Source organism: Capnocytophaga canimorsus (assembly GCF_002302565.1).
GTDB lineage: Bacteria > Bacteroidota > Bacteroidia > Flavobacteriales > Flavobacteriaceae > Capnocytophaga > Capnocytophaga canimorsus.
In genome coordinates, this window is sequence record NZ_CP022382.1 from 582348 (window position 1) to 602484 (window position 20137).

General features: G+C 36.4%; 19 protein-coding genes. 16 read left to right on the forward strand and 3 right to left on the reverse strand.

The genetic code is table 11. The annotated features are described in order from the left end of the window. Positions 1 to 8: 8 nt before the first annotated feature. The 7 genes from CGC47_RS02575 to CGC47_RS02605 all read left to right on the forward strand — a co-directional run bounded on the left by CGC47_RS02575 (position 9) and on the right by CGC47_RS02605 (position 8383). A complete protein-coding gene (locus tag CGC47_RS02575; RefSeq protein ID WP_041993934.1) occupies positions 9 to 713 on the forward strand; it encodes an SGNH/GDSL hydrolase family protein in 705 nt (234 codons plus the stop codon). Positions 714 to 854: 141 nt separating this feature from the next. Further along, positions 855 to 3068, forward strand: a complete 2214-nt coding sequence (locus tag CGC47_RS02580; RefSeq protein ID WP_041999925.1) for a glycoside hydrolase family 3 C-terminal domain-containing protein — start codon at positions 855 to 857, stop codon at positions 3066 to 3068. Positions 3069 to 3212: 144 nt separating this feature from the next. Further along, the gene (locus CGC47_RS02585) at positions 3213 to 4304 is read left to right on the forward strand and encodes a CapA family protein (protein ID WP_211285300.1); all 1092 of its coding nucleotides are present in this window, start codon (positions 3213 to 3215) and stop codon (positions 4302 to 4304) included. Between the two features lie 181 nt (positions 4305 to 4485). Then, a complete protein-coding gene (locus tag CGC47_RS02590) occupies positions 4486 to 5427 on the forward strand; it encodes a bifunctional riboflavin kinase/FAD synthetase (RefSeq protein ID WP_041999932.1) in 942 nt (313 codons plus the stop codon). A gap of 15 nt (positions 5428 to 5442) precedes the next feature. Then, positions 5443 to 6858, forward strand: a complete 1416-nt coding sequence (locus CGC47_RS02595; RefSeq protein ID WP_095899948.1) for a DUF389 domain-containing protein — start codon at positions 5443 to 5445, stop codon at positions 6856 to 6858. Next, the gene (locus tag CGC47_RS02600) at positions 6855 to 7508 is read left to right on the forward strand and encodes an HAD family hydrolase (protein WP_095899949.1); all 654 of its coding nucleotides are present in this window, start codon (positions 6855 to 6857) and stop codon (positions 7506 to 7508) included. Before CGC47_RS02595 ends, CGC47_RS02600 begins: the two co-directional genes overlap by 4 nt. A gap of 11 nt (positions 7509 to 7519) precedes the next feature. Further along, positions 7520 to 8383, forward strand: coding sequence for a hydroxymethylglutaryl-CoA lyase (locus CGC47_RS02605; protein WP_041998446.1), 864 nt, complete (start codon positions 7520 to 7522; stop codon positions 8381 to 8383). Here CGC47_RS02605 and CGC47_RS02610 read toward each other — a convergent pair. Further along, positions 8378 to 8809 carry a hypothetical protein gene (locus CGC47_RS02610; protein ID WP_041998444.1) on the reverse strand — a complete coding sequence of 144 codons (432 nt, stop codon included), beginning with the start codon at positions 8807 to 8809 and terminating at the stop codon, positions 8378 to 8380. The two genes, CGC47_RS02605 and CGC47_RS02610, sit on opposite strands and share 6 nt — an antisense overlap. 27 nt (positions 8810 to 8836) lie before the next feature. Further along, positions 8837 to 9478 (reverse strand): O-methyltransferase, encoded by a 642-nt coding sequence (locus CGC47_RS02615; RefSeq protein ID WP_041998441.1) that lies wholly within the window; start codon positions 9476 to 9478, stop codon positions 8837 to 8839. 289 nt (positions 9479 to 9767) lie between these two features. Between CGC47_RS02615 and CGC47_RS02620 the strand changes: the two genes are divergently transcribed. The 3 genes from CGC47_RS02620 to CGC47_RS02630 all read left to right on the forward strand — a co-directional run bounded on the left by CGC47_RS02620 (position 9768) and on the right by CGC47_RS02630 (position 13612). Further along, entirely contained in the window at positions 9768 to 10289 is a 522-nt protein-coding gene (locus CGC47_RS02620; RefSeq protein ID WP_041987167.1) for a CvpA family protein, read from the forward strand. Positions 10290 to 10358: 69 nt separating this feature from the next. Next, the gene (locus CGC47_RS02625; RefSeq protein ID WP_041998438.1) at positions 10359 to 11159 is read left to right on the forward strand and encodes a sulfite exporter TauE/SafE family protein; all 801 of its coding nucleotides are present in this window, start codon (positions 10359 to 10361) and stop codon (positions 11157 to 11159) included. 1034 nt (positions 11160 to 12193) lie between these two features. Continuing rightward, positions 12194 to 13612, forward strand: a complete 1419-nt coding sequence (locus CGC47_RS02630; RefSeq protein WP_095900359.1) for an MBL fold metallo-hydrolase — start codon at positions 12194 to 12196, stop codon at positions 13610 to 13612. 165 nt (positions 13613 to 13777) lie between these two features. Here the strand turns inward: CGC47_RS02630 and CGC47_RS02635 are convergent, their stop codons facing one another. Next, positions 13778 to 14101, reverse strand: a complete 324-nt coding sequence (locus CGC47_RS02635; protein WP_041999623.1) for a DUF805 domain-containing protein — start codon at positions 14099 to 14101, stop codon at positions 13778 to 13780. A gap of 237 nt (positions 14102 to 14338) precedes the next feature. Between CGC47_RS02635 and CGC47_RS02640 the strand changes: the two genes are divergently transcribed. The 6 genes from CGC47_RS02640 to typA all read left to right on the forward strand — a co-directional run bounded on the left by CGC47_RS02640 (position 14339) and on the right by typA (position 19943). Beyond that, entirely contained in the window at positions 14339 to 14812 is a 474-nt protein-coding gene (locus tag CGC47_RS02640; RefSeq protein ID WP_041986893.1) for a hypothetical protein, read from the forward strand. A gap of 117 nt (positions 14813 to 14929) precedes the next feature. After that, a complete protein-coding gene (locus CGC47_RS02645) occupies positions 14930 to 15481 on the forward strand; it encodes a YeeE/YedE family protein (RefSeq protein ID WP_041999630.1) in 552 nt (183 codons plus the stop codon). A gap of 1 nt (position 15482) precedes the next feature. Next, positions 15483 to 15896 carry a YeeE/YedE family protein gene (locus CGC47_RS02650; RefSeq protein ID WP_041986886.1) on the forward strand — a complete coding sequence of 138 codons (414 nt, stop codon included), beginning with the start codon at positions 15483 to 15485 and terminating at the stop codon, positions 15894 to 15896. Between the two features lie 125 nt (positions 15897 to 16021). Beyond that, entirely contained in the window at positions 16022 to 16648 is a 627-nt protein-coding gene (locus CGC47_RS02655; RefSeq protein WP_013997528.1) for a Crp/Fnr family transcriptional regulator, read from the forward strand. 239 nt (positions 16649 to 16887) lie between these two features. Beyond that, positions 16888 to 18033: a heparan-alpha-glucosaminide N-acetyltransferase domain-containing protein gene (locus tag CGC47_RS02660; protein ID WP_041999626.1), complete on the forward strand. Its 1146-nt coding sequence runs from the start codon at positions 16888 to 16890 to the stop codon at positions 18031 to 18033. A gap of 104 nt (positions 18034 to 18137) precedes the next feature. Then, positions 18138 to 19943 (forward strand): translational GTPase TypA, encoded by a 1806-nt coding sequence (gene typA / locus CGC47_RS02665; RefSeq protein WP_018279078.1) that lies wholly within the window; start codon positions 18138 to 18140, stop codon positions 19941 to 19943. The last annotated feature ends 194 nt before the right edge of the window (positions 19944 to 20137 follow it).

Genomic DNA, 20137 nt, shown 5'->3' on the forward strand with positions numbered 1-20137 from the left:
TTAAACTAATGAAGAAAATATTTTTAATCGTAACGTTTTTAATTTCAATCATTTCTTGGAGTCAAACCACAACTATCAAAACAAAAATTCCTTTCAAGCAATCCGATGAAACTGCTTGGATTAAACGTTATCAGCACGACATTGATAAATACAAAAAGGAAAACAAAAATTTACCCAATAAACAATGTGATGTACTTTTTCTGGGAAGCTCGTCCATAAACCTCTGGAAAACAATCTATGAGGATTTTGCTCCATTGAAAGTTATTCGTCGTTCATACGGAGGTTCTACGCTTCGTGATATGATTTACAATTACAAAGTGATTGCCAAAGGATACAATCCTAAGAAAATTCTGCTTTATGTTGAAAATGACTTAGGATCTCACAAAGAAGGAGTTTCTGCAGTAAAATGTTTCGACTTATTCCGAATTTTTATCGCAAAACTCAAAAAAGATTATCCTGCTTCATCGCTTTACGTGGTTTCATTGAAGCCATCTGAACATAAAGCCGACCAAATCAAAGACCAACTTTTAGTAAATAGCTTTCTGGAAGCCAATGCTAAAGAGCAAAATTACACTTACATTGATATTACAAAAGTGATGTACGATACTGAAGGAAATTTACGACAAGATATTTTCGTAGAAGACAAATTACATCTCAACGCCGAAGGATATCGGCTTTGGACAGAAGTAATTAAGCCTTATTTAATAAAATAAAGAATGAATTTTTTTCATAATTAGTGTAAAATTTAGGGTTAGTAGTCCCAGTGATGTAAGAGTAAGGACTTATCTTTAAGTTCTTCTCTTGCAGAACTGGCAAAAAAATGTATGCAAAAAATGTATTAAAATATTCTCAAAATGAAAAAGATAACTATAAAAACGATTTTTCTTTTTTGTGCGATAGGATTTCTTTCTGCTCAAGAAAAATCACCTATTTATTTAGATAATTCACAACCTATAGAAAAACGAGTGGAAGATGCTCTTTCACGAATGACGTTGGAAGAAAAAGTGGCGATGTGTCACGCACAATCCAAATTCAGTTCCCCAGGGGTACCACGATTGGGAATCCCTGAGAATTGGATGACCGACGGGCCACACGGCATTCGCCCTGAAGTGCTTTGGGACGAATGGAATCAAGCGGGTTGGACAAACGATGCCTGTACAGCTTTCCCTGCCTTAACCTGCCTTGCTGCTTCGTGGAATCCTGAAATGAGTTTGCTCTACGGAAAAGCAATCGGGGAAGAAGCCCGTTACCGAAATAAAAATGTGCTTTTAGGTCCTGGTGTAAACATCTATCGTACTCCACTAAACGGACGTAATTTTGAATATATGGGCGAAGACCCTTACCTCGCTTCAAAAATGGTAGTTCCTTATATTCAAGGAGTTCAGTCCAACGGCGTGGCTGCCTGTGTAAAACACTTCGCTCTTAATAATCAGGAAATCAATCGCCATACGGTGAACGTCAAGCTAAGCGACCGTGCTTTGTACGAAATTTATCTTCCTGCCTTCAAAGCTGCTGTTCAGGAAGGAAAAACGTGGTCAATTATGGGAGCTTACAACAAATACAAAGACCAATGGGCAAGTCAGAATAAATATCTTCTTGTTGATATTCTTCGAAATGAATGGGGATTTGACGGAGTGGTAGTATCCGATTGGGGAGCTGTAAACAACACCGACCACGCTGCACATCACGGCTTAGATATGGAATTTGGTACTTGGACAGACGGGCTTACCGAAAACAAAGTTAACGCCTACGACCATTACTATCTGGCGCAACCTTTTCTACAGAAATTAAAATCAGGAGAAATCAAAGAAGAGGTTGTTAATGAAAAAGTTAGAAATATTTTGCGTTTGGTGTTCCGCACCAATATGGCTCCAAATCGTCCGTTTGGTTCGTTTGCCTCTCCTGAGCATTTTGCTGTAGCTCGAAAAATTGGTCAGGAAGGTATCGTACTATTAAAGAACGAAGGAAATGTATTGCCTTTAAATTTGAAAAAAGCAAAACGAATAGCCGTAATTGGTGAAAATGCCATTAAAGTGATGACCGTTGGTGGTGGAAGTTCTTCTCTAAAAGCCGTTCACGAAATTTTACCTTTTGATGGACTTAAAAAGCGTATCGGAAATGAAGCCGAAGTCGTTTTTGCAAGAGGCTATGCCAGTGACGATTACAAAGACCAAGACGGACTTAGTGCAGGACAAAACATTGCAGACAAACGCCCTGCCTCTGAAATGATTGCCGAAGCTGTAAATGTAGCTAAAAGTGCAGATTATGTAATTTTCATCGGTGGATTAAACAAACACGATGGGCAAGATTGCGAAGGAAATGACCGAAAATCTTACGGATTGCCTTACGGGCAAGATGCTGTGATTAGTGCTTTATCAAAAGTCAACAAAAACCTGATTGTAGTGATGATTTCAGGAAATGCCGTGGCAATGCCTTGGGTAAACGAAGTTCCAGCAATTGTGCAAAATTGGTACTTAGGTTCAGAAGCAGGAAATGCCTTAGCAGATATTTTGGTGGGTGATGTTAATCCTTCTGGCAAACTTCCTTTTACATTTCCTGTGAAATTGCAAGACAATGGAGCTCACGCTATGGGCGAATATCCAGGAGGCGAGAATGAAACATATCACGAAGGGATTTTAGTAGGTTACCGCTGGGCAGATACCAAAAAAATCAAGCCACTATTTGCTTTCGGACACGGACTTTCCTACACCATATTTGAGTACGGAAAAGTGTCAGCCGACAAAAAAACAATGTCAGCCAATGATAAAATAACTTTCTCTGTAAGTGTGAAAAACACAGGAAATAGAGACGGAGCCGAAGTAGTTCAATTATACATTCGCGATGTAAAATCATCTGTGATGCGTCCGTACAAAGAACTCAAAGGCTTTGAAAAAGTGTATTTGAAAGCAGGAGAAAGTAAAATAGTGAAATTTACTATCGACAAAGAAGCTCTTTCTTTCTTCGATGAGAAAAAACACGACTGGGTAGCCGAAAAAGGTGAATTTGAAGCCATTATAGGAAGTTCATCAACTGATATCAGAACAAGGATATCATTTTCATTGAAATAATAAGATTAGTTAATATTATTTTATACCTATTGAATTACTGTTCCGTGTGGGAGCAGTAATTTTTTTATTCATTACCCAAAAAATCTGACTTTATATGCTAACTTTGCGGTTTCGGTATGAATATAATTTACTTGGTAACATCTTATGAAGAGAACATTTTTTTGGATAATGATTTTGGTAGCGACTTGGGTTAGGGCGCAATATCCTAAAAATACTTTATCGCTTTTATTTATGGGGGATATTATGGGACATCAACCTCAAATTGACGGAGGTTTCAATCCGCAAACGCAAAAGTATGATTACCGCCCTGTGTTCGATAAAATTAAGCCTCATTTCTTACAGAACGATTACGCTATTGGAAACTTGGAAGTTACCCTTGCTGGTAAACCTTACAAAGGCTATCCGCAATTTTCTTCGCCCGATGAATTAGCCGTAGCTTGTCGTAATGCGGGAATTAACGTACTGGTTACAGCAAACAACCACTCTTGTGATGGAGGAAAAAAAGGAATTGTTCGTACCTTAGAAGTGTTAGATTTTTTAACCATTGCCCATACTGGAACGTTTCGAGATACAGAAGAATTTGAACATAAAAATCTGTTAAAACTCTCTGCTAACGGAATAAGCATAGGTATTTTAAACTATACTTATGGCACCAATGGGCTTCCTATCCCCCAGCCTACTGTGGTCAATCAAATCGATTTTGAAAAGATGAAATTAGACATTGAAAAAGCCTTAAGTGAAGACATTGACAAACTAATCATTTTTATACATTGGGGAGACGAATACAAAAATTTACAAAGTAAAACGCAAGAACAAGTTGCTGAATTTCTGTTCAAAAACGGAGCCGATGTGATTATAGGTAGTCATCCACACGTATTGCAACCTATGGTTTACACCCCAAAAACGGATACTCAAAAAGAACGTTTGGTGGTGTATTCGTTGGGAAATTTTGTATCCAATCAGCGTACTTCTCCTCGTGATGGAGGGGCTATGTACAAACTTGTTTTTGAACGTAAAGACAATGAAGTTTTGATAAAAAATCACGGCTATCACCTCATTTGGGTAAATAAAACACCTGTGAATAATCGTTCACTATTTGAAATTTTACCCTGCAAAGAATACGAACAAGCTAATTTTAAAAACTTAAACGATACTGCCAAAAAACAAATGCAAATATTCATCAACCACTCTCGAAATCTGTTTAAAAAACACAATGTAAATGTAAAAGAATTGTAGATTTGGAAAGAGTAATGTAAAAAGTTAAAATTTTTAATTGACTGAACCATCTAAGGAATTAAATGATTGAACTTTGCGCCTTGTAACTTGTGTTTTCATACTTTATACTTTACTCTTTATCCTTTACACTTTTCTTTTATTTCAATGATTTTTCATACCTTGCACCGCAAATTTTTTTCTTGTGGAGAAGATTACCGATTTACAGCATTTTACCTCTGCAAAACCTACTGTGGTTACCATTGGAATGTTTGATGGCGTACATTTGGGGCATCAAAAAATTTTAAAAAAATTAACGACTTCAGCTACCGAAAAAGGATGGCTGAGTACGGTTTTGACGTTTTTTCCACACCCAAGAACTGTACTACAGCAAGACCAAAACTTAAAACTCATACATACCCTTGAAGAAAAGATACAAATGCTTGAAAATTGTGGTATTGAGCAACTTATCATACATCCTTTTGACACCAATTTTGCACAACTTGATGCCGAAATTTTTGTAAAAACAATACTTGTGGATAAACTTCGTGCCCAAAAAGTGATTATCGGTTATGATCATCGTTTCGGTAAGGGAAGAACTGCCAATATTGAGGACTTGAAAGATTTCGGGGAAAAATATAACTTTGAAGTAGAAGAAATTTCTGCTGCCGAAATTGATCAGGTTTCCATCAGCTCTACAAAAATACGTAAGGCACTGGAAATGGGCGATGTTGAGAAAGCAAAAGCCTACATCGGTAGTCCGTATTTACTCACTGGCACGGTAGTTCACGGTATGAAAATTGGCAGAACTCTTGGCTATCCAACGGCTAACATTCAAATAGAAGAAAGCTACAAACTCATTCCAAAAGAAGGTGTTTACATTGTGTATGCACTTATCAATCAACAGAAAACTTACGGAATGATGAGCATCGGCAACAATCCCACCATTCCCAATAAAGGAAAATCTATTGAAGTGTATTTTTTTGATTTTAATAAAGACCTTTACAATCAAAAAATTCAACTATATTTGCTCAAACGAATTCGTGATGAACAGCGATTTGAGTCTTTACCAGACTTAAAAGCGCAAATTCGCAGTGATGAGCAATTCGCTTTAAATTACATTGCTTCAAAGGAAATTAAACACTAAAAAATTAAAAATACTATGGACAATACTCCTGAAAACAAACAACCTGAAGAAGATCAAATCAACCTCTTCCAATGGATAAAAGAATACATACGCGATTTTGTTGATATTCGAAAAGAAACTGACCAACAAGCTACTATCGAAAGCATTAAAAGTGATATTGCCTTTCGTGGACATACCGCTTGGATTTTGGTTTGTTCCATTTTTGTGGCTTCTATCGGTCTGAATGCGAACTCTACAGCTGTGGTTATCGGAGCGATGTTAATCTCGCCACTAATGGGACCTATCTTAGGAATTGCGCTATCATTGGCAATGAACGATGTGGATTTACTACGAAGAGCTATAAAAAACTTTTCGGTAATGGTAATGCTCAGTATTTTCGCTGCCTTTTTGTTCTTTTGGCTATTTCCGTTACGCGATGCCTCTTCTGAGCTTTTGGCACGAACCACCCCTGACATCCGCGATGTATTGATTGCTTTCTTCGGAGGTTTGGCACTGATTATCGCACGAACTAAAAAAGGAACTGTAGCTAGTGTTATTTTCGGGGTTGCCATTGCTACGGCTTTGATGCCGCCGCTTTGTACCGTAGGTTTCGGGCTTGCCATCGGTAACTTGAGCTTCGCTATGGGAGCGCTGTACTTATTTATTATAAACGCTATTTTTATTGCCTTAGCTACCTTTTTGATACTTAGAGTAATACGCGTACCTATGGTGCATTATGCGAACTCTTCCAAACGTAAGCGCATTTCAAATATAGCTTATATTCTTTCCACCTTGGTGATGATTCCTGCTGGATACACTTTCTGGCAAGTCTTAAAAAAATCGCAGTTTGACAATAGCGCTCGTCAATTCATTACCGAAAACATTGTTCCTTACAAGTTTGCCAACAATAATGGACGATTTGTAAACGAACTTTCTAACTTTAAGTATGACGATGGAAACTCGTTTATCGAATTGGTTTTTATTGGTGATGAAGCTATTCCTGAAAATGTTATCGAAACTTGGAATTCGCAAAAAGAAAAATACAAGATACTTAAAAACAGTGAACTAAGAATTATTGACAATTCAAAAGGAGGCGACCAAGGCATCTATGTTAAGGAACTCTACGAAACCAACAAAGAGGATTTGAAAAACAGCAAATCAAAAATTGCCATTTTAGAGTCAGAAGTTAAAAAAATGAGCAAATTCAACCGCGAGGCTCTATTGTTTGAAAACGTAACCAAAGAAGCCGCAGTAAATTACGAAAACTTACGCCGAATTACTTTCTCTAACGAACTGATATCCAACTTAAAAAGTATCGACACACTGCCTGTTTTCCGTGTTACGTGGAAAGACGGGTTAGACGCCAAACAATCCGAAGCCGAAACCAAAAAATTACAAAAATGGCTACAACTTAAATTCGGGAATAATAAAATCGTTGTAAAAGAGCAATGAAGCATTTAATTTTTGATATGGACGGGGTGCTTATCGATAGCGAACCCGTCCATAAAAACATTCTCAATGGCGTATTCAAAGCCTTAGGAATACATATAACTCCCTCATATTTAGAGTCATTAACAGGAATGGCAGCTATCCCTACTTGGACAAAAATTAAAGAGGATATGCAACGAGAAGAAACCCCCGAACAATTGGTTGCCTTTCATCGTGATTATTTTTACCAAAGATTTGAGCAATTTGAAATTCCTGAAGTTAAAGGAGTTAAGCAACTCATTTCACGCCTAAAAAAACAAAATGTTTGTCTGTCGGTAGCTTCCTCCTCTTCCAAAGAGCTCATCAATATCTTCACCCAAAAATTAGACATTCAAAGATATTTCGATGTAATGGTCAGTGGTAATGAAGTAGAAAAAAGCAAACCAAACCCTGATATTTTTTTGAAAGTTGCTCAATGGTATGGGGCGGCTCCAGAGCATTTTTGGGTCATTGAAGATAGTAAACACGGAGTTGAGGCTGCCAAAAGTGCTGGTATGAAATGTATTGGGTTTGCCAATGCGAATTCTGGTAATCAAGACCTTTCCAAAGCTGATGTGATTGTCCGTGAAATGGATGAAATTACAGATTTTTTCATCGAACAGATGTACCGTTAATCCGTTGTACTATGCCCACAAAACGTCCATTAAAAATCATTGAATGCCCTCGAGATGCTATGCAGGGTATCAAAGCCTTTATCCCTACCTCAAAAAAAATAGACTATATTCAATCCCTTTTAAATGTTGGTTTTGATACTATTGATTTCGGAAGTTTTGTCTCCGCAAAAGCCATACCTCAAATGGCTGACACCGCAAAAGTACTTGAAGGTTTAGACCTTACCAATACCCATAGTAATCTACTTGCCATCGTTGCCAATGAAAAGGGAGGTGATGCTGCCCTTGCTTTTGAACAAATTCGTTATTTGGGATATCCTTTCTCTATTTCCGAAAATTTTCAAATGCGAAATACCCGAAAAACGATAAACGAAAGTTTACAAGTTTTGGACTACCTTAAAAATCATTCTGAAAAATTAGGGAAAGAACTAGTAGTTTATCTATCAATGGGCTTTGGTAATCCTTACGGCGACCCTTGGAGTGAAACCATTGTTGCTCAATGGGTAGAGAAATTGTATGAAAAAGGAATACATATCATTTCACTTTCTGATACTGTAGGAGCTGCCAATGCCGAAACCATTTCTAAGCTATTTTCTCATTTAACTCAAGAATATCCTTCGGTAGAATTCGGAGCTCACTTCCATACTCAATCTCATAATTGGTTTGAGAAAGTAGATAGTGCTTTCCGTGCCGGATGTTTGCGTTTTGATGGCGCTATACGCGGATTTGGCGGTTGCCCAATGGCAAAAGATGAGTTGGTTGGGAATATGCCTACCGAAAAACTCATCTCCTACTTTCAACAGCAACAAATCACTACAGGACTGAATTTACTAGCCTTTGAAAGCAGTTACAACGAAGCTTTAAAAATCTTTTTATAAAAATATCCAATCGGAATAAGCTATCTTTTCATTTTGACATATCTTTGTTTTGTAAGGTATTTTAGCTCGTAATTTTACCTTTGTTTTATCTTTATTTTTTGAAGAAGGAAAACGCAATGAGATTGTAATCGCTTGATTTTGTTTCAAAACCACATCATACACTTCAAGATTTGAAGGAGGTATTGGAGGTGGTGTTCCAGAGATTTTCTTTATATAACCAGTATCTGTCTGTAATTCAAATATCAAAACGTTTACCGATAGCATAAATTTGTTCACTACAATATCCTCTTTCAAGTGATTGACAATATGTAAATCGCCTTGCATATCATTTATCTTACGCAAAGAAACTGACACCTCTTGGTTTTGGCTTGGATTATAGCCTTGAAACATTAAAATGGCAAGTATTATACTAAAATAATTTTGCATATTGCTGTTTTTCTGTCGTCTGATTACCTAAACCACACGAGAAACAGTAAGTCCATCACGTATGGGTAAAAGTACAGTTTCTACGCGTGGGTCATTATTTATCTTTTTGTTATAAAGGTCGATAGCAAGAGTCTGTTTATCATTAGATTTTATAGGGGATACCACTTTTCCACTCCAAAGCACATTGTCCGAGAGAATAATTCCACCAGAGCGCATTTTATTGATAATCAAATCAAAATACAACGCATAGTTTTGTTTATCGGCATCAATAAAAACCAAATCAAAATTCGCATCGAGAGTAGGAATAATATCGGCAGCTGCCCCCAAATGTTGCACAATTTGACTGCCTTTACCACTTCGGTCGAAAAACTCACGTTGCAAATCTTGTAATTCTTCATTAACATCAATGGTATGAATGATGCCCTCAGGAGATAAACCTTCGGCAAGGCAGAGGGTTGCGTATCCGGTATAGGTACCTATTTCTAAAATTGTTTTGGGACGAATGAGCTTAGAAATCAGACTAAGCACACGTCCTTGAAAATGACCACTCAACATACGTGGCTGAAGTACATTCAGATGCGTACGCCGACTCAGTTCCTGCAACAAAGGAGGTTCGGACTGGGAATGGGCTTCTACATACTGCTCTAATGTTGGCGAAATAAAGTGCATATCGTTTTATTTTAGACAAAGATACAGATAAAACTATACCGATTTCATTTATTTTGATTTTTTGGAAGTGACTCAAAAGGTATTATACGGAAAATCAGCTGTTTTTCATAAAGATTCGTAAAACATAAGTCCCCTTACCGTTTGGGAACAAGTACAAAATCTTGAAATACCCACGTAATGGGTTCGTCGCTGGTGGTTTCTCTGTAATCATCTGAAACATCACCAATTCAATTGAATTTTTCTTATCAAAAAAATAAAACTTACTTTTGCCAAAAATTTTTCAAAGACAATGAACACGATTGACATCATTTTAGCAATTTTACTTGCCTTAGGGCTTATTCGGGGAATTTGGCGAGGACTTATCATCGAATTAGGCACATTATTAGCTTTCGTTTTGGGGATTTATGGGGCTATGTATTTTTCTTTTTACGCTGCCGATGCCTTAAAACAATACGTCTCTTGGAATGCACAAACTACAAAAGTAGTTGCTTACGTGCTTACCCTAATGGCGGTAATGTTTGCTGTGATGTTTCTTGCCAAACTGCTGACCAAAGTAGCTAAAATGGTAGCTTTAGGTTTTGTCAATCGGGCACTGGGAGGTATTTTCGGAATGCTGAAAGTTATCGTTATTTTAGGAGCAAGTCTTTCTTTTTTTGACAAAACAGCTCACTTGTGGCTCTCTCAAGAAGAAGTAAAAAAATCGGTATTGTTTCAGCCCGTAAAGGATATTGGCAATTTTGTGTATGCCAAAGTGCTTAATTCTCTTTCCGAAACCGATTTTAATCCTGTTAAAAAAAACACTCCATTGTAACCTTTGTTACTGCTTAGCCTAAAAACATTACCGAGTTTTGCCTACTTCGAATTTTAAAAATGTAATCTGATGGAATTTTTAGGATACTTTTTAGCCTTACTCGTAGGTGTTTCGTTAGGACTTATCGGTAGTGGAGGGTCTATTCTTACCTTGCCCATTTTGGTCTATTTAATGGGAGTTGACCCCATTTTAGCCACAGCATATTCGCTATTTGTAGTAGGAATTACCGCACTGGTAGGAGGCATAAACAACGCCTTGCAAGGGCAAGTTCATTTCAAAAGTGTTGTGATTTTCGGACTGCCTTCCATTGTAGCAGTTTATGTCACCCGAGCCTATTTATTACCTATTATACCCGAAACTATTTTTAGTTGGGGAGGTTTTATTCTTTCAAAATCAATGGCTTTGATGATACTTTTTGCCGTTGTAATGATTTTAGCATCGGTGGCGATGATTAAACCTTGTAAAAATTGTAACGAAAGCGAAAATTCTACTCTCAAATACAACTATCCAATGATTCTTCTCGAAGGCTTAACCGTAGGGATACTTACAGGCTTAGTGGGTGCTGGTGGCGGATTTTTAATCATTCCAGCTTTGGTGCTTCTTGCCCGAATGCCAATGAAGTTGGCTGTTGGTACTTCGCTTTTTATCATCGCTATAAAGTCACTTTTAGGATTTTTGGGAGATTTACAAACCAGCTACACATTAATTAACTGGCGGTTACTTGTTTACTTTACCCTACTTTCAGTAATAGGTATTTTTATAGGGATGTTATTGGCTAAAAAAATCAAAGGAAACCGATTAAAAACAGCCTTTGGGTGGTTTGTTCTGATTATGGGAACTTACATTTTGATTAAAGAATTGATGATGTAATAGGTCAAACCCACGAAAATGATTAAACTTTAATTGGTTTATTTGAACCATTTTTGGGTAAATCCATTTTTAAACCACATAGAAAAATTATGTTCCTATGTGGTTTAGATTATAAAAATTACTTCGTACGTTTAACCTAATTTGATACTTGAACTACGCTCAACAAGACAAATTCCGTATCAATTTGAGCGAAGTCGAAAATCTTTATTTTAGTCATTTCAAATTAAAAATGATATAACACGACCATTTTTTTAAATATCGGTAGCCTCAACCGATATTTATCTACCGTATGGTTTAGAAATTCGTATCACATTGGCATTTTTGAATTCCACAAACACAGAAAATAGGCTATCAAGTATGGAAAATGAATTATCAAATACAAAAAATGGATTAACAAATACAGAAAATGAATTAGCAAATACAAAAAATGGTTCAACAAGTATGGAAAATGGATTAGCAAGCATATAAAATGAATTATCAAATACAAAAAATGGTTCAGCAAGTATGGAAAATGGATTAGCAAGTATATAAAATGAATTAGCAAATACAGAAAATGGTTCAGCAAGTATGGGAAATAGATTAGCAAGTACGGAAAATAGATTAGCAAGTACGGAAAATGGTTCAGCAAGTATGTAAAATGGATTAGCAAGTGTGCTAATCTATTTCCTAAGTATGTTTCTTTAATTGATATTTCATTTTTAAGAAATCAAAGCACAGAAAAATAAGGTCTGAGGTTTGCCATACAAAAAACAAACCATTTTTACCATAACAAACAAAGTTAAAGCCTTACATATCCCTTATTTAGTCCTATTCATTTTCAGAATTCGTACATTTGACCTAAAAATTAAAATAATCTATCGAGATAATAACACTCCAACAAATCTGTAACCTTTGTTACTGTGTGTAAATGGCTGTTATCTTATCTTTGCATTGCAATTTGATAAAAATCCTTTATGAAAAGAACTTTTTTAGTTTTAATCTTCTTTTTAGGAATTAAAATACAAGCACAAAATAGTAACATAAACACGAAAAATATGAACATAGAACAAATTTATACCGGATGTTTGGCTCAAGGAGCCTATTATATTGAGAGCAATGGTGAAGCCGTAGTTATCGACCCACTACGTGAGGTACAGCCCTATTTGGATAGAGCCCAAAAAAGTAATGCTAAAATAAAATACGTTTTGGAAACGCATTTCCACGCCGATTTTGTTAGCGGACATTTGGACTTGGCTAAAAAATCAGGGGCTACCATTGTTTTCGGTCCTACTGCCAATCCTAAATTTGATGCATACATTGCTAAAGATGGCGAAATTTTAAGTGTAGGAAACTTAAAAATCAAGGTAATACACACTCCTGGGCATACTATGGAAAGTACCTGTTACCTGCTAATCGACCCAAACGGGAAGGAGACCGCTCTCTTTACTGGAGATACCCTTTTCATTGGTGATGTTGGTCGCCCTGATTTGGCACAAAAAGTGGTTGCTGACCTTACACAAGAAAAGTTAGCTGGGCATTTGTACGAGTCACTTCACCATAAAATACTTCCCCTACCCGATACTATCATCGTTTATCCCGCACACGGAGCAGGTTCGGCCTGTGGAAAAAATATGAGTAAAGAAACCAGCGATTCTCTCGGAAATCAAAAGAAAACCAACTACGCATTACAACCGATGAGCAAAGAAGAATTCATTGAGAAAGTTTTAGACGGACTGATGCCTCCACCGCAGTACTTCCCCGAAAATGTGATGATGAACATCGAAGGTTATGAAAGTATTGACAATGTATTGCAACAAGGACTTCGTAGCTTAAATCCTGATGAATTTGAAGAAGTTGCCAACCAAACCGATGCACTTTTGTTAGATACACGTGATGCGCAAACTTTCGCCAAAGGATTTATTCCTAATTCCATAAATATTGGTATTGATGGCGGATTTGCCCCTTGGGTAGGTACTTTAGTGCCCGATATCAAACAACAAATTCTTATCATTGCCGAAAAAGGACGTGAAGAAGAGGTAGTTACCCGATTGGCTCGAGTAGGATACGACCACGCCATCGGTTTTTTAGAAGGTGGCTTTGAGGCTTGGCAACAAGCTGGTAAAGAAACTGACAGCATTGAATCCATTTCAGCCGAAGAACTTGCCTATCGATTGGGAAAAGATGCAGATTTGAACATTTTGGACGTTCGTAAGAAAAGTGAACATTTCTCGGAACACATTATTGATGCTGAAAATGTCCCTCTTGATTACATTAACCATATGCTTTGGCAAGTGGATAAAAACAAAACCTATTACGTGCATTGTGCTGGTGGATATCGCTCTATGGTATTTATTTCCATTCTAAAAGCACGAGGGTATGAAAATTTGATAGATATTAAAGGTGGATTTAAAGCCATTAAATCTTCCGAAAAATTCAATATCAGTCCATACGTTTGCCCAAGCACGATGCTTTAATGCCCCAAACAAAACAACGATTTTTCAAAAGAAGAGATGTCTTTGGCATCTCTTCTTTGTTTATGATCAGTACTGAAAAGGTATTTATTTTAACCAAATCATTTCATAAAAAATGCCCCCAAAACATATGTTTTGGAGGCAAAGAAGTCTTTTTGTTATGAACAATTATTGAGCTTTGGGGTCTGGACCATACTGGTTCTGACCTCTTTCTCCTTCCGTTAAACAAAGAACTAAATTGTATATGGGTACCAATATAAACCAGCCTGATTTACCTACATCGTGCATTCTTCTCACTCCTACCGCTATTGAAGGTACTATTATTGCAAGATAGCAAATATTCACTAATACCGTAGTTTCAATAAGACCACTAATAAAACCTAATACAAAAAAAATGATACAATTGAATAACGTAAACATCCAATACTCTTTTCTTCTTGCTCTTCCTTTAAAATCAGCATACTGCTTTAAAACTTTTAAATACCAATTCATTTTAATTAAACTTTATTTTTCCTACTCATAAGGCTTTTCGGTTTCGCCCCGTTTTTTCTGATGGTTTCTGGTCTCCACTCGCGGGGCTAAATTATAAAAAATACATAAAAGAATCCCTATTTAACAAAACTTTAAAGCCAAAAAACATTCTCTATTTTTTCAATCCTCATCAAAAAACTTTGGTGTTTTATACTGAAAATCCTATCTTTGGAAAACGTATTTAAAAATCAAAACACGATGAAAATATTTTTAACCATATCACTTTCAATTATTTGTCTTCACGCCTCTTCACAAACTCTAAAACATATAGCAGAACGAAGTGCCATTGATATCGGATACGATTATTTGGGTAGGAATAGCCTTAGCGTGGGTCTAAATTACAACTTACCTATTAACGAATACAATTGGCACGGATACAATGTAGGACTCGGAATACGCTATTTTAAAGGCGAAAACAACGCTCATCTTTTTGTCCCTGAAGCCAAAATTAGCTATCGGTATTACGGATTGCTCTTCGCAGTTCATACTTCTACAAAAAACTTCGCCCCCATCGTAGGACTTAGTTTTATGAATTGTTTTCACCTTTACAGCGGATATAGTTTTGCTTTTGAAGAGGATAAAAACCAATTAAAAGGGATTATTTTCGGAATCAAGCTTTTCATCTCTGGGAAAAATAGCCAATTTTATGATCGCCTAAAAATAGGTTTTTAAGTACAGAAACTTAAAAAGAAGAATTACTTTCGTTTTTTTGTAACTTAGGTTACCATTAGTTGTCAAGTAAAAATCTATTTTTGCACACTGTAAATGCAAAATATTTTTACTTATATGATGGATTGGATTATGCAACCTTGGCCTTGGTATGTGGGCGGACCTTTGATTGGGTTAATTATGATTTTACTGATTTTATTGGGCAAAAGTTTCGGATTTTCATCTAATTTCCGAACAATATGTTCAGCACTTGGAGCGGGAAAATCTTGCGAATTTTTTGCTTTTGACTGGAAATCACAACGTTGGAACTTATTATTCTTAGTGGGAACTATTATAGGAGGCGCCATTGCGTTTCATTTTCTGTCAGATAATCAAGTTCCTGCCATTTCACAGCAGACTATTTCTGAACTGAAAGCCTTAGGGTTAGAAAGTGCTGGAGCAGCCTATTCACCAAGCGAATTATTTTCAGAGATGTCTTTAAAAAATGTGATGATTTTGCTATTGGGCGGAATGCTTATTGGTTTCGGAACGCGCTATGCTGGGGGGTGTACCTCAGGTCACGCCATTTCAGGATTAAGTGATTTTCAGCGGTCCTCGCTCATTGCTGTTGTCGGATTTTTTATCGGCGGACTTATTATGTCATTTGTGTTATTCCCTTTAATTTTTGGATAAAATGAGAAATTTATTATACATTTTGTTAGGTATTGCCTTCGGTATTGTGATGTACAAAAGTGAAACGGCTTCGTGGTTTCGTATTTATGAAATGTTTCATTTTCAATCATTTCATATGTATGGTTTTATTGGTGGTGCCTTAGTGGTAGGTGCTTTGGGCATACAATGGATAAAACGTAGCCAAAAGAAAGACATTGATGGCAAAACCATTGTGATTCCTCCTAAGGAAAAATCGGTGATGCGTTACCTTATCGGAGGAATACTTTTCGGCTTAGGTTGGGCTTTGGTAGGGGCTTGTCCTGGACCTTTGTTTGTACTTTTCGGAGCTGGTGTTTGGAGCATACTCATTGCCATTATCGGGGCTCTTTTAGGCACCTACCTTTATGGTGTTTTTAAAAACAAATTACCTCACTAAGAAATTATAAATCTGAACAGAGCCCTTTCAAAATATAAAATCATTGAAAGGGCTTGTTTTTTAATCATTCGCATTATTTGAAATTTACTTATATTTGCTCAACATCAAAAAACTAAAAAACACAAATGGAAGCTCTCTTAACCGATGCTTATGGCAATATATTTGAAAAAGAACTCATTACGGAAATAGCCTCAGTAGCTCAATGGATAGAATTCAAAGAAGGTGACGTACTCATTGATATTGGAAAATACATCAGAGCGATGCCTTTGCTTATTCACGGTGCGATAAAAATTATGCGTGAAGATTTTGATGCAGGTGAGCTTTTACTCTATTTTATTGAAAAAGGAGATACTTGCGCAATGACTTTAGGATGCTGTATGGGAGACAAAAAAAGTGAGATTCGAGCCGTAGCAGAAACCGACGGACTTGTAGCGATGATTCCCATTCAAAAAATGGAACAGTGGATGGAAACCTACAAAAGTTGGCGAACTTTTGTTTTTGAAAGTTACAACAATCGGTTCAATGAATTACTTTCAGCCATTGATTCCATCGCTTTTATGAATATGAATGAAAGACTTTATAACTACCTGAAAGAACGTAGCAAACTCGAAAAATCAAGCATTATAAACAAAACTCACCAAGAGATTGCTTACGAGCTAAATAGTTCGCGTGTGGTCATTTCCCGACTACTCAAAGTTCTTGAAAATGAACAAAAAATAAAACTAAACCGAAATAGCATCGAAATCAAGTAACAGTTTCCGTTTCTTATCTCAATTCGAGTAAATTTTCAAAAGTAATTATACAATTTGTAATCAATACATTATAATAAAATTTAGGTTAAAAAATTTTCTTTTTAGATACAATTTGACGCACTTGATTGCACAAATTGACCTTAAAAATAATTTTCGTTTTTTAGCCTAAAGTTTTATTCTCAAAATGAGAGTATCCCGTTTATTTTTACTACTTTTGCCCGATTTTTTAATTCAGAAAGATGAAAGAAAATACTTTCAGATTATATTTTATTGATATCATACGCGCTTTTGCCATTTGTATGATGCTTCAAGGTCATTTTGTAGGATCTTTGATGGGAGAAGCATTTTATGATGATTCAAATATACTTTTTTCGGTATGGCGCTATTGTACAGGATTTACCGCTCCAGTATTCTTTGCTGTATCTGGTTTCATTTTTATGTTTTTAATGATTAAAGAATCCGATACCAAAGCGGTGGGGTGGCACAATCCTCGGGTAAAAAAAGGATTTCATAGAGCTTTACTACTCATTGGTATTGGATACTTGCTCCGATTGAGTTTTGAATACGTTGATATACTGCACTGTATCGGTATTTCTTTGCTGCTACTAATTGGCTTATACTTGTTTACTTATAACAAGAAAACCTATGTGCTTCCCACTTTACTAATACTAATAACATTATCATTATTCACTTTTGAACCGCTTTATAAATCGTTCAAATTTGATTTTTTACCTTTGCCTTTAGCCAATTACTTAACACGCGCCAATGGAACTATTTTTAGTATTTTTCCTTGGTTCGGATATGTTTCATTTGGTGCGTCATTAGGCTATTTTTTCTACAAATACAGAAATACCACAAATTTATATCGAAATACAATCATACTACTGACTGTAGGAATTGCCATTTTATGGTTTAAAAGTGATATTTTCAAATACATATATCTTACCACAGATAGCAATTTGTTTAAAGAATTATTCCACTCTGAATTCTTATTTCTTCGATTGAAGAACGTATTGTTGGTATTTCTCTTTTTTATAGTTACACGTAATCTAATCACTTCGAAAATTTTACGGAAAATAGGGCAAAATACACTATCCATATATGTAATTCACTGCATCTTATTATACGGAAGTATTACAGGCATAGGGCTCATTCGATTTTTTAAATACAGCCTAAACCCCTATGTTACAGTTATTGGAGCTTTGCTATTTATTTTATTAAATGTTTGGTTATCTTTCAGATACAATGCTCTAAAACCTATCATTTCTGCTTTGTTTTCTGAAGCAAAAACTGAAGTTATCCGATTTTTACAAACTGTTTTCTATTTTTTAAAAGGGTGGATTCTAAAAGTTTATCAATGGATTTTCTCTTTCATAAAACATTAACTTTAACAAAAAAATATATCTTTTTCGGATAAATTACTGGGCTTAGCGGAATGTATTTTCACATTTAATCGTATTTTTGCCCCCTCAAATTTTAAATATATTATATGACTGCTATCAAAAATATAGCTATTATTGCCCACGTTGACCACGGCAAAACCACTTTAGTGGACAAAATTTTGCACCATTGTGCTTTGTTCAGAGAAAACCAAGAATCAGGCGAATTGATTTTGGACAATAACGACATTGAGCGTGAACGTGGAATTACCATTCTTTCCAAGAACGTTTCTGTAAATTATAAAGGAACGAAAATCAATATCATAGACACCCCAGGACACGCCGATTTCGGTGGTGAGGTGGAGCGTGTGCTTAATATGGCGGACGGAGTGCTTCTTTTGGTAGATGCTTTTGAAGGTCCGATGCCACAAACGCGTTTCGTACTTCAAAAAGCTATCGAAATGAAACTCAAACCTATTGTGGTTGTAAACAAAGTGGACAAGGAAAATTGTACCCCTGATGAAGTTCACGAAAAAGTGTTCGACCTAATGTTTGAACTCGGTGCCGAAGAATGGCAGTTGGATTTCCCTACCGTGTATGGCTCTGCTAAAAACAATTGGATGTCAGAAGATTGGAAGAACCAAACCGATTCTATCGACCCGCTTTTGGATATGGTTATCAAACATATTCCATCGCCCAAAGTAGAGGAAGGAACCACACAAATGCTTATCACTTCATTAGACTATTCTTCTTTTACAGGTCGAATTGCTATCGGGCGTTTGCAACGTGGTGTGCTAAAAAGCGGAATGAATGTTTCGTTGGTAAAACGCGACGGAACTATCACAAAATCAAAAATTAAGGAGCTACATACTTTTGACGGATTAGGACGTAAAAAAATCGATGAAGTACAAGCCGGTGACATCTGTGCCATCGCAGGGTTAGAAGGTTTTGACATCGGTGACACCATTGCCGATTTTGAAAATCCGGAAGCCTTGCCTACCATCGCCATCGATGAACCTACGATGAGTATGTTATTCACTATCAACGACTCTCCTTTCTTCGGAAAAGAAGGAAAATTTGTAACTTCACGCCACATTAAGGAGCGTTTAGAGAAAGAATTGGAGAAAAATCTTGCTCTTCGCGTAGAGCCTACGGATAGTGCCGACAAATTTATGGTTTTCGGACGTGGTGTATTGCATCTTTCAGTACTTATCGAAACGATGCGTCGTGAAGGTTATGAATTACAAATCGGTCAGCCACAGGTAATTATTAAAGAAATTGACGGCGTAAAATGCGAACCTGTTGAGGAATTGACTATCGACCTACCTGAAAACCTGTCAGGAAGAGCTGTAGAGTTCGTAACTCTTCGTAAAGGTGAAATGTTGTCAATGACTCCGAAAGGCGAACGAATGGTTATTGAGTTCATCATTCCATCACGAGGAATTATAGGTCTTCGTAATCAAATACTTACCGCTACTGCCGGAGAAGCTATTATGGCACATCGTTTCTTGGAATATCAACCCTACAAAGGCGAAATACCAGGGCGTATCAATGGCTCGTTAATTTCTATGGAAAACGGAAAGGCTATCCCGTATTCTATTGATAAACTGCAAGATAGGGGAAAATTCTTTATCGACCCGAACGAAGATGTGTACGAAGGACAAGTAATAGGTGAAAATTCACGTGGTGATGATATGGTGGTAAACGTCACTAAAACCAAGAAACTCACCAACATACGTTCGGCGGGTGCGGACGACAAAATGCGAATTGCTCCTGCTATTAAATTCTCTTTGGAAGAAGCTCTGGAATATATCCAAAAAGATGAATACGTGGAAGTTACGCCAAAATCATTACGTTTGCGTAAAATCTACCTAAACGAAAACGACCGCAAACGCTACGAAAAAGAGTTTAAATAATTTTAAGATTTCTTTTAAAGAAGTAACAAAAGCCGAAAGTGTAATACTTTCGGCTTTTTGTTATTCATATCAAATCGAAACCATACAATTTATGATATTTTTCCAACTAAAAAACAAATTTTATAAAAATTTATTTTTAAAATTTGTTCAGTTTAATGTGATTTATTAGTTTTGCTTGGTGCATAATAACATCT

What these genes read in the sequence shown, in the direction of transcription:
- CGC47_RS02645 (WP_041999630.1), top strand. Translation starts at nt 14,930, where the DNA reads ATGGATTGGATTATGCAACCTTGGCCTTGGTATGTGGGCGGACCTTTG.
- CGC47_RS02605 (WP_041998446.1), top strand. Translation starts at nt 7,520, where the DNA reads ATGCCCACAAAACGTCCATTAAAAATCATTGAATGCCCTCGAGATGCT.
- CGC47_RS02600 (WP_095899949.1), top strand. Translation starts at nt 6,855, where the DNA reads ATGAAGCATTTAATTTTTGATATGGACGGGGTGCTTATCGATAGCGAA.
- CGC47_RS02610 (WP_041998444.1), bottom strand. Translation starts at nt 8,809, where the DNA reads ATGCAAAATTATTTTAGTATAATACTTGCCATTTTAATGTTTCAAGGC.
- CGC47_RS02620 (WP_041987167.1), top strand. Translation starts at nt 9,768, where the DNA reads ATGAACACGATTGACATCATTTTAGCAATTTTACTTGCCTTAGGGCTT.
- CGC47_RS02640 (WP_041986893.1), top strand. Translation starts at nt 14,339, where the DNA reads ATGAAAATATTTTTAACCATATCACTTTCAATTATTTGTCTTCACGCC.
- typA (WP_018279078.1), top strand. Translation starts at nt 18,138, where the DNA reads ATGACTGCTATCAAAAATATAGCTATTATTGCCCACGTTGACCACGGC.
- CGC47_RS02630 (WP_095900359.1), top strand. Translation starts at nt 12,194, where the DNA reads ATGAACATAGAACAAATTTATACCGGATGTTTGGCTCAAGGAGCCTAT.
- CGC47_RS02595 (WP_095899948.1), top strand. Translation starts at nt 5,443, where the DNA reads ATGGACAATACTCCTGAAAACAAACAACCTGAAGAAGATCAAATCAAC.
- CGC47_RS02585 (WP_211285300.1), top strand. Translation starts at nt 3,213, where the DNA reads ATGAAGAGAACATTTTTTTGGATAATGATTTTGGTAGCGACTTGGGTT.
- CGC47_RS02635 (WP_041999623.1), bottom strand. Translation starts at nt 14,101, where the DNA reads ATGAATTGGTATTTAAAAGTTTTAAAGCAGTATGCTGATTTTAAAGGA.
- CGC47_RS02580 (WP_041999925.1), top strand. Translation starts at nt 855, where the DNA reads ATGAAAAAGATAACTATAAAAACGATTTTTCTTTTTTGTGCGATAGGA.
- CGC47_RS02655 (WP_013997528.1), top strand. Translation starts at nt 16,022, where the DNA reads ATGGAAGCTCTCTTAACCGATGCTTATGGCAATATATTTGAAAAAGAA.
- CGC47_RS02575 (WP_041993934.1), top strand. Translation starts at nt 9, where the DNA reads ATGAAGAAAATATTTTTAATCGTAACGTTTTTAATTTCAATCATTTCT.
- CGC47_RS02650 (WP_041986886.1), top strand. Translation starts at nt 15,483, where the DNA reads ATGAGAAATTTATTATACATTTTGTTAGGTATTGCCTTCGGTATTGTG.
- CGC47_RS02660 (WP_041999626.1), top strand. Translation starts at nt 16,888, where the DNA reads ATGAAAGAAAATACTTTCAGATTATATTTTATTGATATCATACGCGCT.
- CGC47_RS02625 (WP_041998438.1), top strand. Translation starts at nt 10,359, where the DNA reads ATGGAATTTTTAGGATACTTTTTAGCCTTACTCGTAGGTGTTTCGTTA.
- CGC47_RS02615 (WP_041998441.1), bottom strand. Translation starts at nt 9,478, where the DNA reads ATGCACTTTATTTCGCCAACATTAGAGCAGTATGTAGAAGCCCATTCC.